Source organism: Planococcus chinensis (assembly GCF_020071995.1).
In the GTDB taxonomy this organism is placed as follows: Bacteria; Bacillota; Bacilli; order Bacillales_A; family Planococcaceae; genus Planococcus; species Planococcus chinensis_A.
The window spans coordinates 1-13,358 of record NZ_JABWTK010000010.1 but is presented as its reverse complement, the minus strand read 5'-3'; the positions used below and the strand labels follow the sequence as shown (position 1 = coordinate 13,358).

The window sequence follows — 13,358 nt, the reverse complement described above, 5'->3', positions numbered from 1 at the left end:
ATATATGAGCTATACAACTGGACATATGGAAAGAGATGCATCTTTACCAGTACAACGGGAAGTGCTTTTACACAATGCTTTGGAGGATTTAGCAGCAGATGCAGATGTTCTTGCTATTTATCTGAGTGGATCATTAGCAAAACAAAATGACGACAATTACTCGGACATTGATTTGCATACGATTGTTCAAGCTGAAAAAAGAAGCGGATTTATTGAAAATAAGCGTAAAAGGGCAAAAATGTGGGGAGAAGTGCTATTCTATGAGGATGCTCATCCATTAAGTCCAGCAGTAGTTACTCATTACGATTGTTTCGTCAAAGTTGATAGCTGGTATCATGCCCTTGAAGAAATTCAACCTTCAATCTGGTTAAAAGGGGCAATAGTGCTTTATGATCCGAACGATTTAATAAATCCGGTCGTTAAGTCATCATCTGCTATTTCTTATGAGCTGCTTTCGAAAGATGTGGAACTTTGGAAAGGAAAACTCCTTGCTTTCGTTCATGAAACTTATCGAGCCGTCATGAGAGAAGAAGTATACTATGCCGAAGCTAATCTAGATAGAATTCGCTGGTTGATTGTTTCTGGCTGGTTTATGGAAATGGATCAGCATTTTGATGCATCTCCAGGCAGTTGGTCAAAAGTCGAGGGGAAAAGAAGTCTATTGACTAAAGGACAACACTCTATGTTAAAACAGTGGCAATGCGGGAAAGAAGCTGGTGAAATTATGAGAATATTAACGAGCATGGTGCCCGAAATTCTAAGATTGAATCTTATTTTATGCCGAAAAGTCGGAGTAGAAGCAAACGAAGAACAATTTAAAAAGATATTGGCGATGGTTTTTTAAATTTACTAAGTACAGATAAGCGACTTGGCAGAGAATTTTTATGAGGCGAGAAGGAACAATTGCTTTGCACTAAATGACGTTTTAATTCTTTTGGTTACTTAAAAGAAGATGAAACTAATAAACAGGATTTTTTTAGAGGAGGATAATATGAATAAAGTTATTGTATGTTTGTTACTGGGCTTATTGATTTTAACTACAGGCATATATGTCTCTACTTTTTTAACTGAATCATGGATTATAGTTGGCATAATCCTTTCTGGGCTTGGCGGAATACTAATGGGAGCTAGTTCCTTTTTCTTGCCTAAATCCTTTAAGGAAAGATATCGAAATCGGATTAATAATTAAGAGTATTGTTTTCCATTATGTGGATGCTTATAAATTTAAAACTTGTAAGTCCCTTATAATACAAGAAAGATTTTTTATACTTCAACATTACTAATTAATGTTTTAATGAAAGAAAAACTAAATTTACAAGGAGAAGACCTGGTTATCAGCTTATTCTACTATTGAATTCAATAGTGAATGAAAGAGAACAATCCCTTTAAAAAAGTACACTATACATAAATCTTAAAAAGAAGCTGAATGTTCCTCCGGGACCATCCAGCTTCTTTTTGTATAATTTGTGTATAAGTTTTTAAAATCTACTAGGTCGATTGGTATTTTCTTCATTTTGATGTTTTCTCCAGCTCTTTTAAAGGTAGTGAATAAGAAAAGGGGCGTTCAAAGCGCAAAAGGGAGCAGCATCATGAAAACACTCGACTATTGGGTCTACCTGGTCCTTACTGCAGGCAAGTTGTATATGTTCAGCATCTACACCGACACACCGTTCAGCTTTAGGTTCTTTCTGATCAGTTTATCAGGAGCGCTTGTCCTTTCAAGCTGGACTTTATTGATAGGCGCGAAAAAACGCCGGTGGATTTTGCTTTCGCTGTTGGCACTCCATAGCACCTTGCTGATTTCCGATGTTTGGTATTACCGATATTTCGGTGATTTGCTGTCCGTGCAGCTGATATCATCGATGACGCAAATGAGCGACGTAGGCGGCGGCTTTATGAGTCTAATCCGCTGGACGGATTTTTTCTTCTTCGCTGATTTCTTCGTTTTCCTGGCCTTCATCCTGGTTCTTCGGAAGCGCCAGAAACCTGTACCAAGTACATCGAATAAGAAGTTGGCAGGCGTCATTTTAGCTAGTGGACTTGTCATTTTTGCAGCACCTCTCCTGTCCAGTGTCGTAAAAGGAGAACCGTGGCTCTCCGGCAACGCGGTCAGTGATATGCGGGAATACTACGAACTTGGATTTTGGGGCTACCATGGCTATGACCTCGCAAAAGGAGCCGTTTCGTTGGTTCGTGATGCTTCACCGTCCGAGCAAAATCAGGCCCTGGTACAGGAAGCCTTTGCGGCGAGCATCACGGAAAACACCGGTGAACAGCCGAATGTCATTCTCGTGCAGCTGGAATCCCTCCAGTCTTCCCTCATTGGACAGGAAATCGGCGGGGAGGAAGTGACGCCGTACTTGAACAAACTGAAAAACGAAATGCTTTATTTCCCGGCTTTTCATCACCAAACCCACGAAGGGCGCACGTCGGATGCCGAATTCACGATCAACACATCGCTTCATCCGCTGCGCACCGGCTCGGTCTACACCCGCTATGCGGACAGTACGTTCAATTCCTTGCCGGAAACCTTGCGCGACGGCGGCTACGATACCGCGGCCATGCACGCCTACGAAAAAAGTTTCTGGAACCGGGATACCGTCTACGAGAACATTGGATTTTCCCATTTCTTCAGCAAAGAGGATTACCCGGACACCGAAAAAATCGGCATGGCCATTAACGATGAAGACTTCTTCTTAACTTCCATCGAGCACATGAAGCAATTGGAGGAACCCTATTACAGCTTCCTGGTTGCTTTGAGCAGCCATATACCGTTTGAAATGCCGGAAGATCGAAAGCAATTGGAACTGCCCGGCTACGAAGATGAACTCGTCCGCAATTATTACCACTCCGTCCATTACGTCGACGGGGCTGTCGAGTCTTTCGTCAATGAACTGAAAGCACAGGACATGTGGGACGATGCGCTCGTCATTTTCTACGGGGACCATGACAGCGGCTTAGTCGAAGCCGGAGGCGAAATGGCGAATCAGTTAAGTGTTCAAGGCACAACGGAACAATTTGAACTGTTCCGGACGGTCCCCTTGTGGGTCAAGCCGCCGGGTCTTGCAAAAGGCGAAACCGTTGAAACTGCCGGAGGCCAAATTGATGTAGCGCCAACCATTTTGGAAGTGGCAGGCATCGACCAAGGGTTCATGCTTGGAACCTCGCTGTTGTCAGATACCGAACGCCTCACCGTCTTTCGCAACGGTTCGTTCCGCAAAGGAGATTTGTATTTCGAACCTGATTTGACGACCGCTCCCGGATCGGGAGAATGCTATTCCATCGAAAGTGGAAAAAAAGTTGAAGATGCCCGTTGTGAGCCGTATATCGAAGACGCCCTCAATCAGCTGCGCATTTCCGATACCGTCATTGAAAACAACGGCCTCGAGTATATAGAAACACAGTAAAAGCTTTGGACAACATGTCCAAAGCTTTTTTATGAGAAGATTCCTTAAAATGAAAATCTATGCAACTAACATATGTTTCTAATAAGGAATACGCACTATACAATCGCTCAATTCCTAACTTTAAACCGAATTAAATGAACTATAATGATTGATTTTATAAAAAATTTGTTTTATTCAGGCTACAAATTGTATAGAATAGGATTAGCTTGAAAAATTCCCGCTGTTTGAGGAGGTACTTTACTGCTAGACTAGACATCAAAATAACAGCTCGGCTGCAAGATTTTTAAAAACAAAGGGGATGCACTAATGAAATTATTAAGCACGTGGAATCGAATCAGTCTTGTGAAGCAAATCATGATCGGCTTGGTTGTTGGGGTGGCTTTGGCTCTTTTGATTCCGGAAGCAGCGAAATCGTTGACTATTTTCGGCGCACTGTTCGTCGGGGCATTAAAAGCGATCGCTCCTGTATTGGTATTGTTCCTGGTTATGGCGTCAATCGCACAACACAAAAAGGGCCAGCAGACCAATATGAAATCGATCATCTTTCTTTATCTGTTAGGGACATTTTTAGCCGGATTGGTTGCTGTTATTGCCAGCTTCATCTTCCCGTTAAATATAGCGCTTACTGAAGGGGCAAAGGATTTAGCGCCTCCTGGCAATGCGATTGAAGTCATTAAAACTCTGGTTTTAAACGTTGTCGACAATCCGGTCAACGCGCTGATCAATGCCAACTACATCGGCATCCTGGCTTGGGCGATTGTCCTTGGATTAGCTCTTAGAAATGCCGCGGATTCGACGAAAACCTTGATCACAAATTTCTCGGATGCAGTGGCCAAATTGGTTGGTTGGGTCATTAAACTGGCTCCGCTTGGCATCATGGGCTTAGTAATTGAGTCCATTACGACAAACGGGCTGGAGTCTTTGCTTGGCTACGGGAAACTGCTTGCTCTGCTTATCGGCTGTATGCTTTTTGTAGCTTTAGTAGTCAATCCGTTGATTGTATTCATCAATATTCGCCAAAATCCTTATCCATTGGTATTTAAATGTATTCGGGAAAGCGGAATTACGGCGTTCTTTACGCGCAGTTCAGCAGCAAACATCCCGGTAAACATGACGCTATGTGAAAAACTGGGCTTGGATCCGGACACGTATTCGGTTTCCATTCCGCTTGGTGCAACGGTCAATATGGCCGGTGCAGCCGTAACGATTTCCGTTTTGACGCTTGCTGCGGTTCATACGCTCGGCATCCAAGTGGACATTCCGACAGCTATCATCCTAAGTGTGCTTGCTGCAGTTTGTGCATGCGGCGCATCGGGTGTTGCCGGCGGTTCGCTTCTGTTGATTCCACTTGCGTGCAGCTTGTTTGGGATTCCAAATGACGTAGCGATGCAAGTAGTCGGTGTAGGATTCATCATCGGCGTATTGCAGGATTCTTTCGAAACATCGCTTAACTCTTCTACAGACGTTCTTTTCACAGCAACAGCTGAATACAAGAAGCGTTTGAAAGAAGGAGAGAAAGTGAACTTCAAGAAAGTTTTTGCTTTACACAAAGCTTCTAAAGATTTGGCGAAAAACTAATATTTTCACTGATACTTTAAAGAATCTGGTTTTTAAAAACAAAAGGCTGTTTGAACTCGGGAAACCAAGGTTCAAACAGCCTTTTTCAATAAGTGGAATCAGGGGCCAACTTTAATTCTTTTCATTTAGCTCTAAACAATCAAATTTTCCGCAAAAGAAATCCGGCAAACCTCTAGGAACAGGAGTGCCGGGTTTCTTAGTTTTACCATCAGTTGTTCGGCTTAATGGGCCATGCGTTTGGATTCAGCAAACGCTTTTGTTCCAGTTTCGGCCCTAATTGGAACAGGAGCACACCGCCGCTGATCAGCAGGACGCCAAGAAGCGATTGCCAAGTGAACGGAATTTGCTCGAGTCCGAACCAGCCGAGTCCATCCCATACCAAACCGAAGAATATCTGAGAAACCATGACGAGTGAAATGGCGTGGCTTGGACCGAGAATCTGCACGCCTTGGGTGACGCAAGCCACCACTCCGACTCCGACGATTCCGCTGAACCAAAACCAAGGTTCTGCCTGGAAGCTGAACAACCCGCTTCCTTTAGAAACTAGGCCAGCCACAAACGATGCAGCAAATCCAAGAATCAGCACAAGTGCAGTGGTCGTCCAGACGCTGACCTGTTTTTTGACGTTTGCATTAAACGTATTCTGCAGGCTGACAAATCCGCCGCCGATAAGTGCCAGCAAGATGCCGCTAATCATTTGCGTTCCTCCTGTTCGTAAATATTCTGGCCTGCCTGCGCCAACAGTGCCTTTCGGTCGAGCAGCGTTATTTTTCCGCGCTTTTTCACAAGCCAACCCGCTTCTTCAAACTGCCGCAGGACCCGGTTCAAATGGCGGTAGCTGGTGCCGATCAAATCTGCCATATCGACGAGCGATGTGGAATCCAATACCGGCTGCGTGGGCGTCATGGAATGAAGGTAGCTCGCGACACGGACATCGACGGTATATAGCAAGTTGAAGTTCATCGCTCTGGATTTGCTTTCGAATTTTTGAGTGATCGTCCGAAGCAAAAATTGCAGCCATGCAGCATTCTCATTCAACTGCTTACGCAGGATGTGGTGTGAAATTCCAATCACTTCAATATCTGTAACGGCTTCCACGGTGTTGATGAAAGGGCAGTTCCGCACATATTCAATGTCGCCTACAATATCGAAGGGTGTTTTGAAAGCCAGGATCAATCGTTTTCCTTCCGGAGACAACATCGAGATTTTCAGCTTTCCTTTAACAAGAAAATAAAGGATATGGGCTTCATCGTCTTGAGAAAATAGGCGTTCACCATTTTTAAAAGTAGCCAGAGTCATTTCTTGCGTTACCCCAGGCGGGAACAAATCCATTAATTGAAACTGCTTTAAATAATCAATTACACGCGGATCCATTGTTTTCCTCCTCACCATTTCAATACGATAACGCCGGCAATCATCAACAAGACCCCAATGATTTGAGTCCGGCTGATTTTCTTTTTGGACATATCAAACCAGCCTTTGCCGTCAATGGCAAGTGCCATAACAAGCTGGGCGATCAAAAACACGCCGATTGTCAGCGTGACGCCCATGATGTGGACAGCTGTCATATTGCAGAACAGCACAATGGCCGCCAGCATCCCGCCGGATGCATAAAGAGGCGATACCCGGTTAAGCTGGCGATAAGTTTTGTCTCTAATCAGGACAACAATCAGCAATGCGAATAAAAATCCCGTTAACTGCGTCATGGCGGCCGCTTGCCAGGTGCCGATATGGCTGCTGATTTCCGCATTCGCTACGCTTTGCAAGGTCAGGAAAAAACCGCCAGCCAGTGCAAAAAATATCCCTTTCATAAAATTCCCACACCTTTCTGTATTTTTAATGTACAGGGAATAAAAGGAGATTAAAAGGACACATGTCCTATTATCTTTTCGCATTCAACGAAATTTTACAAGCATTAAAATACCCAGATGAAGTTAGATAAACTATTGCAACTTACACCAACATCAGTCGTAAAAAGCAGCGGCTAAAAGTTCAGGCGAGAAATTTGCAAAGCTGTCTATTTTAAAGAAAAAAGAAAAGTGAAACTTTATAGAAATTAGTGCGTAAGTTAAGAACGCGATAACTGATTTTACTGATTCGAAAAAGCAAATGAGGGATTAACTGCTTTGAAGAAAAAATTTTAAGCGGATTGAAGGTGCACGGATGGAAAAGTCAAAATTAAAAGCCGCAACAATGCATGCGGATGTTGAAGTAGTTGAATTTCTTGGTGAAGGGGCCTGGCACTATGCCTGGAAAGTAAAGAAAGGCAGTGATAAATTGGTCCTTCGGATTCCAAAAGATATAGCTTATGGCAAACCGGTTCCTTTCAACGAAGAAGCATTAAAAGCTGAGTATGGAGGAACGGAACTGTACTATCGATCCGTCAATAAAGCAGTGGGAGGAGCAGCTCCTGAATTCTTCAAATTCCATGTTTCAACGGAACTGGCATATACGCTGGAAACTTATGGTGGGGAACAAATTGATTTACATAGTACGACAGAAGCAACCGCTTTTCAGATAGGGAAAGAAATAGGAGAGATTCATCGGAAGACAGAAGAAGTTCCGCACGGTTTGGACGGTTTCGGCTATTTAACCTGGTCAGAAGAAAAGGGATTGCGAGGCAGATAAGCGGAGACGCAAGGAAGTTTCTTGATGAAGAAAGTGCAGAGCATTTAGCAGATTATCAAGCCCTATGCGCAGCTTATTCGGAATTCGAAGACAAAGTTCTCTTTCAAACGATTCAACTGGCTGTTGACCTAAGAAAAAAATCATTTTCAAAGCTGCTTTTGGTAAATCAGGATGCATCTCCTGAAAATATTTTGATGAACGGCAATCGTGTGTGTTTAATAGATCCTTACCCAAGCATCTATTACCCGAGAGGGATGGCTGGAAATTTCATGAATCTCTATGAAACTTACTTTATCGCTTTGGCGCAAACGGAGCGTTATAAAAAGCACCGGTTTGCAGCATGTGACCGGCAGTTAAAAATGATGGCAAAAGGATTTATGGAAGGATACAGTGCAGGGGATCAAAAGGTTGCTGCAGAAGTCAAAGGGGAACAATTGCTGCAACTGCTTGAAATTGCAAACATCCATCGCCAGCTGTTAGCGGAGAACTTAACAGAAGAAACGATGATCCGTTATGGCAATAAAGAAGAAATAAAGAAAAGGCTCTTGTTCCTGTCAGAAGAGTTGAAGACATTGGCATCCCAGCAAGTTAAACAGCTAGAGGATTTAGTAGTGGAAGAACTTAAATGATTTAATGAAAGAACTGGACTGAATAGCAGCACTTTAAAAGTGATTGCCGCTCAGTCCAGTTCTTTTTAAACATACTTTTAACAATACAATGAAATGGACAGCATTCCAGCTTGAAAAAGAAGCGTTAATTTGGAAGCATTTCTCTTGAGTCGCCAAAGTGTACACTAGTTAATTCTTACTCTCCTCCGCTGGTGTAGTTGTTGTCCCCCATTTTGTAATTAGTGCTTTCTCCAGGTCTGGTGTGGGGGTTGATTGTTTTAAAGACATCATCATTTCTTCTTTTTCGCTTCCATTCAATCATTAGTCCAAAAGACAAAAGAAATGTTATCGGAATGAAAAAAATCCACATCATCCATCCGCTCCTTTCCGCAAATTAAGTAATAAATCAATTAAAAACCGTTCGCAAAGCTTGTGTTATTTAATTATCTGAATAATACCACAAATACCCATAAATACCAGCCTCACTAAGGCGCAGATACATAAGGTTTATACTTCAAAATAACTTCTATTTTTTTATATCCGTTCGTTGAAACAATAAGTGGATTTCTCATTTTATCTCCAAACAAATGAAATAGTTTCATCTTCTTACCCTATAATTGATATGACGCTTATTTGGACGATTACGATTGGGCTAGTGCTGTATGGTATGCACTTGCAGCAACAGTTAACGGAATGGCCGCAGACCTGCTTTAATCATTTTCCACTTCAGGACTACCTGGCACTTTTTCCAGTAGTGATCGGGTTGTTGCTCCGGACGCTAGAAAATCCAATGGGAAATGTTGAATTGTTGCGGTGAAGAGGCAGAGGCATTAGTTGATGCCAAGCTTTGAAGGATAGACCCTACATAGATATAGAAATGAGCCTTCCCGAGTGGAAAGGCTCATTTTTGCAAGTAAAATTGGACGGATCAACCAGTTGGGCATTGATAAATAATAGATATTTGTAACTCACACTGCATCAAATAAGAAACTTGTGGCTATATGGCCAAAAGAATAATAGATAGCCGTTTTCCTTTTGATTACCGGCTGGCAGGGATGGAAGCAGCGATATTTTTCTGCTTATGGATGTCTTCAGTGCCGGCTTCCAACGCCGTTTGGTAGTACATACATTTGTGTTCAATGACTTCCATCGTCTTTCTTAGTTCGGCCATCTGGGCTTCTACCGTCGCTTTTCGCTCCATGAACATATCATAGCGCTGCTGCAGCGTAGCATCCCCCTCCGAACACCAGTCGATGAAATTTTTGATTTCCTTTATCGGCATGCCGCTTGCTTTCAGGCATTCTATGACATTCAATGCGGCAATATCGCTTTCTTTAAACAGACGGATGCCGCTTTCTGAACGCTCAACAAACGGGATTAGCCCTTCCTTATCGTAGTAACGGATCGTGTAGACCGTTAAATTTAATTCTTTCGCAACTTCGCCTATCGAATATGTTTTCATCGTTCGTTCCTCCATTCAACTTCCACCTTGAATGAAAGCTGGAATTTGGAAAGACTTTATCACGTATGGCGCCGGAAGTCAAAATCAATGCGGTGTGAGGTTCGCGCAGTTTATCGCTTGACCTAGAGTTAACTCTAAGGATTATCATGGGTTTTCAAGAGGACGGAGCAGGGTAGAAAGCGTTAGTAGTGAATCTGCAATTGATTCCTCGTGGATGCCTGCAACAGCGTTCTTAAAAAATACTGGAGGTTTTCGATATGGTTACAGCAAAAGCAAGAGCGGTCGATGGGCCGGACAAATCTTTTTATGAAACAGAAATTCAGCGCCGCGACTTGGATATCAATGATATTCTGATTGAAATCAAAATTTCAGGGATCTGCCATTCCGATATCCATACGGCTCATGGCGAATGGGGTCCTGTAAATTATCCATTGGTCCCGGGACACGAAATTGCCGGAATTGTTACGGAAGTTGGATCGAATGTTTCCAAATACAAAGTCGGCGACCGGGTAGGGGTTGGCTGCATGGTGGACTCATGCGGCGAATGCAAGAATTGCCAAAAAGGCGAAGAACAGTATTGCCTAAAAGGCAATGTTCCGACTTATGCCGGAGTAGATAAATACGGGGAACCAACCCAAGGCGGGTATGCGACGCATATCGTGGTCACGGAAGATTTCGTAGTCCGGATTCCTGACAACATTGAATTGGACGCGGCTGCGCCTTTGCTTTGTGCTGGCATCACGACGTATTCACCGTTGAACCATTGGGGAGCCGGGCCAGGCAAAAAAGTGGCGATCGTCGGTATGGGCGGACTCGGACATATGGCTGTTAAAATCGCAAGCGCGATGGGGGCAGAAGTCACGGTGTTGTCGCAGACCTTGAGCAAAAAAGAAGACGGCTTGGAGTTTGGCGCGAAAGAATATTATGCCACGAGCGACCCTGAAACCTTCTCAAAACTTGCCGGTACGTTCGACTTGATCATCAACACGGTAAGCGCCAAGATCGACATGGATGCGTATTTCTCTTTGTTAACGCTGGACGGCACATTGGTAAACGTCGGTGCGCCTGCAGAACCACTCGCGGTAAATGTCTTTTCGCTGATCGGCCATCGCCGTTCATTTGCAGGATCCATGATTGGCGGCATCCGTGAGACGCAAGAAATGCTGGATTTCTGTGCAGAGCACAATATTGCTCCGAAAATTGAAGTGATATCAGCGGACCGGATTGACGAAGCTTATGAACGCGTATTGGCTTCAGATGTAAAATACCGCTTTGTTATCGACATCAGCACGATGTAGACCAGCCATTCATGGCGTTGAAATAAGCTGAGCTTTGCTATGAATGCTTAATCTTCAATAACCGATTGGCAGCAATACATTCCATTCACTGCAACGGCCAAATAGAATTCCTCTTCATAACCTAATGACGGGAGTTTTCTATTTGGTTTTTTTGATTAATAAAACAAGGAGGATTTCTATGGATACCAACGACTTTTTAGCACATCTAAACAGTGGGAAAGCAATTGAGGGCGGTTCGGAGATGCACCAAACGATGCATAATCTGGCGCAGGAAGCCTTAAAAATAACGGTGGAATTGAATGGGGAATACCATACGCCTGAAGAAGTCCAGGAATTATTTTCCCGGTTGACCGGCAAACCAGTAGAGCCTACTTTTGCCTTGTTCCCACCTTTTTACACGGATTGCGGCAAAAACATCCGTATTGGCAAGAATGTCTTTATCAATTCAGGCTGCCGCTTCCAGGATCAGGGAGGCATTACGATAGGCGATGGATCGCTTATCGGGCATAACGCCGTGTTAGCGACGCTGAATCATGACATGGCCCCCCAAAAGCGCAGCACGATGCATCCCGCTCCTATTGCCATTGGCAAAAATGTCTGGATTGGCGCAAACGTCACGGTGGTTCCCGGCGTTGAAATCGGAGACGGAGCTGTTATTGCGGCTGGTGCAGTCGTTACACGGAATGTTCCGGCTAACACCATCGCAGGGGGAGTGCCTGCAAAAGTGATAAAGAAAATTGAAGCCGGCGAACAATAGACAATTTTCCAGAATTATCTTTAAGAAGCGAGTAGTTTTCAATACGCATTATTTTATAAATAACGAAAGTTGGATTTTTCCGTCTGTTTCCTTAGAGAAAAATTATTTTAGTAGAGCTATTTTGGTTGATTGAGGAAAGAAGATTGCTGTAGACCCACTCAATATCCCTCTGTTATGCTGTTCGAGGACGTCTTTTGGAGGGAACCGCATGGAACGGAAATACCAGGATTTAAAACGCGGCGAACGGGGGGCATACCTCAGCATCGTTGCTTATCTTTTTTTGTCGGCAGTTAAATTGCTTGTCGGGCATTTGACCGGTTCGGAAGCATTGCAAGCAGACGGATTTAATAACACCACTGATATAGTGGCTTCCTTAGCTGTTCTTATTGGCTTGAAGATATCGCGGCGGCCGCCTGATGAAAATCATCATTACGGACATTGGAAAGCAGAACCGGTGGCTTCTTTGGTGGCGGCTTTTGTGATGATCGCAGTTGGCCTCCAGGTTCTTTATGGAGCTGCTATTTCTGCTTTTCTCCGGCAGCCGGAAGCACCTGATCCCATTGCGGCTTGGACTGGATTGTTGTGTGCTGTTGTTATTTACATGGTATATAGATATAACAAAAAATTGGCATTAAGAATTCAGAGCCAGTCGCTTATGGCTGCAGCGAAAGACAATCGGTCAGATGCTTGGGTCAGTGTTGGGGCCGCAATTGGCATCTTCGGTTCTCAGTTTGGCTTGCCTTGGCTGGATCCAGCAGCGGCATTAGTCGTTGGCTTTCTAATTTGCAAAACCGGGTGGGACATCTTTAGAGAAGCTTCCCATGATTTGACAGACGGCTTTGACGAAGAAAAACTAAAAACATATGAGCAAGCAGTTTATACGGTAGCCGGGGTAAAAGGGGTCAAAAACATCCGGGCGCGAAAATATGGCAATAACCCTGTAGTGGATGTGGTCATATTGGTCAATTCTAAATTAGGGATAGCGGCAGCGCACGATATTTCGAACGAAGTGGAGGATCTCCTGATGAAACGCCACGGAGTGATTGAAGCGCATGTTCACGTGGAACCAAAATAAACGCCGCCATTTTTAAAGCTAAATTAAAAATAGCCGCATGAGGAAAACAAATCTTTTGACGTTCTTCTAATGGAGATTCCAGTCTTATTTCCATAACGAGCCACTGCTCAAATGTAAGTTGCAGTGCGCTTTACGAATGACTTGCAGAAACGGCTGAAAAGGAATAGTATTACTAATTGACGGGAGGCGAACACTATGCCAAACATAGGTATACCGGGATTAATTTTAATCCTTATCATTGCATTAATCTTTTTTGGACCAGCGAAATTACCGGAGTTGGGTCGTGCTGCAGGACAAACTTTGAGAGAATTTAAAAACTCGACTAAAGGCCTCATGGACGATGCAACAGAAGATTCCAAAGTGGACGAAGACGCTGAAAAAGAAAAAATGATAAATAAATAAGAACGCAAAAACCTTTCTAGACTGACATAGCGATTTGAGACACATATAAAACACCTTTATTAGGCTGCTTGCGCCCCAAATTCCTTGGGTGCCAGGTAGCCTAATTTTTCGAGAATCCGGTCTTCGTTGTAGTAGCGCATATA

The 13,358-nt window shown here is 43.7% G+C and carries 16 protein-coding genes; 11 read left to right on the top strand and 5 right to left on the bottom strand.

Annotation, left to right across the window (positions count from 1 at the left end):
- Positions 1-4 precede the first annotated feature (4 nt).
- The 4 genes from HU147_RS15260 to sstT all read left to right on the top strand — a co-directional run bounded on the left by HU147_RS15260 (position 5) and on the right by sstT (position 4,985).
- Positions 5-844, top strand: coding sequence for a hypothetical protein (locus tag HU147_RS15260; RefSeq protein ID WP_224077029.1), 840 nt, complete (start codon positions 5-7; stop codon positions 842-844).
- 147 nt (positions 845-991) lie between these two features.
- Positions 992-1,189 (top strand): hypothetical protein, encoded by a 198-nt coding sequence (locus HU147_RS15255; protein WP_220628512.1) that lies wholly within the window; start codon positions 992-994, stop codon positions 1,187-1,189.
- 400 nt (positions 1,190-1,589) lie between these two features.
- Entirely contained in the window at positions 1,590-3,407 is a 1,818-nt protein-coding gene (locus tag HU147_RS15250; RefSeq protein ID WP_224077028.1) for an LTA synthase family protein, read from the top strand.
- Positions 3,408-3,713: 306 nt separating this feature from the next.
- On the top strand, positions 3,714-4,985 hold the full coding sequence (sstT, locus tag HU147_RS15245) for a serine/threonine transporter SstT (protein WP_036803318.1): 1,272 nt from the start codon (positions 3,714-3,716) through the stop codon (positions 4,983-4,985).
- Between the two features lie 208 nt (positions 4,986-5,193).
- Here the strand turns inward: sstT and HU147_RS15240 are convergent, their stop codons facing one another.
- The 3 genes from HU147_RS15240 to HU147_RS15230 are packed head-to-tail and all read right to left on the bottom strand — an operon-like array spanning position 5,194 to position 6,796.
- The gene (locus tag HU147_RS15240) at positions 5,194-5,682 is read right to left on the bottom strand and encodes a DMT family transporter (protein ID WP_224077027.1); all 489 of its coding nucleotides are present in this window, start codon (positions 5,680-5,682) and stop codon (positions 5,194-5,196) included.
- The gene (locus HU147_RS15235; RefSeq protein WP_224077026.1) at positions 5,679-6,359 is read right to left on the bottom strand and encodes a Crp/Fnr family transcriptional regulator; all 681 of its coding nucleotides are present in this window, start codon (positions 6,357-6,359) and stop codon (positions 5,679-5,681) included. The genes HU147_RS15240 and HU147_RS15235 overlap by 4 nt, the downstream gene beginning before the upstream one ends.
- Before the next feature lie 11 nt (positions 6,360-6,370).
- A complete protein-coding gene (locus HU147_RS15230; protein ID WP_036803325.1) occupies positions 6,371-6,796 on the bottom strand; it encodes a DMT family transporter in 426 nt (141 codons plus the stop codon).
- A gap of 352 nt (positions 6,797-7,148) precedes the next feature.
- Here HU147_RS15230 and HU147_RS15225 point away from each other — a divergent pair, with 352 nt between their 5' ends.
- From HU147_RS15225 to HU147_RS15215, 3 genes are all read left to right on the top strand, one after another.
- Positions 7,149-7,613, top strand: a complete 465-nt coding sequence (locus HU147_RS15225) for a hypothetical protein (RefSeq protein WP_224077025.1) — start codon at positions 7,149-7,151, stop codon at positions 7,611-7,613.
- A gap of 158 nt (positions 7,614-7,771) precedes the next feature.
- Positions 7,772-8,242, top strand: a complete 471-nt coding sequence (locus HU147_RS15220) for a hypothetical protein (protein WP_224077024.1) — start codon at positions 7,772-7,774, stop codon at positions 8,240-8,242.
- 601 nt (positions 8,243-8,843) lie between these two features.
- A complete protein-coding gene (locus HU147_RS15215) occupies positions 8,844-9,038 on the top strand; it encodes a hypothetical protein (RefSeq protein WP_224077023.1) in 195 nt (64 codons plus the stop codon).
- Between the two features lie 222 nt (positions 9,039-9,260).
- On the opposite strand, the gene HU147_RS15210 is transcribed toward HU147_RS15215, so the two are convergent.
- The gene (locus tag HU147_RS15210; RefSeq protein ID WP_036803327.1) at positions 9,261-9,683 is read right to left on the bottom strand and encodes a MerR family transcriptional regulator; all 423 of its coding nucleotides are present in this window, start codon (positions 9,681-9,683) and stop codon (positions 9,261-9,263) included.
- A 257-nt stretch (positions 9,684-9,940) separates the two neighbouring features.
- Here HU147_RS15210 and HU147_RS15205 point away from each other — a divergent pair, with 257 nt between their 5' ends.
- The 4 genes from HU147_RS15205 to tatA all read left to right on the top strand — a co-directional run bounded on the left by HU147_RS15205 (position 9,941) and on the right by tatA (position 13,215).
- Positions 9,941-10,981, top strand: a complete 1,041-nt coding sequence (locus HU147_RS15205; RefSeq protein WP_224077022.1) for an NAD(P)-dependent alcohol dehydrogenase — start codon at positions 9,941-9,943, stop codon at positions 10,979-10,981.
- 178 nt (positions 10,982-11,159) lie between these two features.
- Positions 11,160-11,738 carry a DapH/DapD/GlmU-related protein gene (locus HU147_RS15200; protein WP_224077021.1) on the top strand — a complete coding sequence of 193 codons (579 nt, stop codon included), beginning with the start codon at positions 11,160-11,162 and terminating at the stop codon, positions 11,736-11,738.
- A gap of 208 nt (positions 11,739-11,946) precedes the next feature.
- Positions 11,947-12,813, top strand: a complete 867-nt coding sequence (locus HU147_RS15195) for a cation diffusion facilitator family transporter (protein ID WP_224077020.1) — start codon at positions 11,947-11,949, stop codon at positions 12,811-12,813.
- 195 nt (positions 12,814-13,008) lie between these two features.
- Complete coding sequence (tatA, locus tag HU147_RS15190) at positions 13,009-13,215, top strand: twin-arginine translocase TatA/TatE family subunit (protein WP_176294985.1); 207 nt, start codon at positions 13,009-13,011, stop codon at positions 13,213-13,215.
- A gap of 59 nt (positions 13,216-13,274) precedes the next feature.
- Here tatA and HU147_RS19600 read toward each other — a convergent pair whose 3' ends face one another.
- On the bottom strand, positions 13,275-13,355 hold the full coding sequence (locus HU147_RS19600; RefSeq protein ID WP_369075686.1) for a hypothetical protein: 81 nt from the start codon (positions 13,353-13,355) through the stop codon (positions 13,275-13,277).
- Positions 13,356-13,358: the final 3 nt, after the last annotated feature.

What these genes read in the sequence shown, in the direction of transcription:
- HU147_RS15230 (WP_036803325.1), bottom strand. Translation starts at nt 6,796, where the DNA reads ATGAAAGGGATATTTTTTGCACTGGCTGGCGGTTTTTTCCTGACCTTG.
- HU147_RS15240 (WP_224077027.1), bottom strand. Translation starts at nt 5,682, where the DNA reads ATGATTAGCGGCATCTTGCTGGCACTTATCGGCGGCGGATTTGTCAGC.
- HU147_RS15215 (WP_224077023.1), top strand. Translation starts at nt 8,844, where the DNA reads ATGACGCTTATTTGGACGATTACGATTGGGCTAGTGCTGTATGGTATG.
- HU147_RS15255 (WP_220628512.1), top strand. Translation starts at nt 992, where the DNA reads ATGAATAAAGTTATTGTATGTTTGTTACTGGGCTTATTGATTTTAACT.
- HU147_RS15195 (WP_224077020.1), top strand. Translation starts at nt 11,947, where the DNA reads ATGGAACGGAAATACCAGGATTTAAAACGCGGCGAACGGGGGGCATAC.
- HU147_RS15205 (WP_224077022.1), top strand. Translation starts at nt 9,941, where the DNA reads ATGGTTACAGCAAAAGCAAGAGCGGTCGATGGGCCGGACAAATCTTTT.
- HU147_RS15250 (WP_224077028.1), top strand. Translation starts at nt 1,590, where the DNA reads ATGAAAACACTCGACTATTGGGTCTACCTGGTCCTTACTGCAGGCAAG.
- tatA (WP_176294985.1), top strand. Translation starts at nt 13,009, where the DNA reads ATGCCAAACATAGGTATACCGGGATTAATTTTAATCCTTATCATTGCA.
- HU147_RS19600 (WP_369075686.1), bottom strand. Translation starts at nt 13,355, where the DNA reads ATGCGCTACTACAACGAAGACCGGATTCTCGAAAAATTAGGCTACCTG.
- HU147_RS15260 (WP_224077029.1), top strand. Translation starts at nt 5, where the DNA reads ATGAGCTATACAACTGGACATATGGAAAGAGATGCATCTTTACCAGTA.
- HU147_RS15235 (WP_224077026.1), bottom strand. Translation starts at nt 6,359, where the DNA reads ATGGATCCGCGTGTAATTGATTATTTAAAGCAGTTTCAATTAATGGAT.
- HU147_RS15225 (WP_224077025.1), top strand. Translation starts at nt 7,149, where the DNA reads ATGGAAAAGTCAAAATTAAAAGCCGCAACAATGCATGCGGATGTTGAA.
- HU147_RS15210 (WP_036803327.1), bottom strand. Translation starts at nt 9,683, where the DNA reads ATGAAAACATATTCGATAGGCGAAGTTGCGAAAGAATTAAATTTAACG.
- sstT (WP_036803318.1), top strand. Translation starts at nt 3,714, where the DNA reads ATGAAATTATTAAGCACGTGGAATCGAATCAGTCTTGTGAAGCAAATC.
- HU147_RS15200 (WP_224077021.1), top strand. Translation starts at nt 11,160, where the DNA reads ATGGATACCAACGACTTTTTAGCACATCTAAACAGTGGGAAAGCAATT.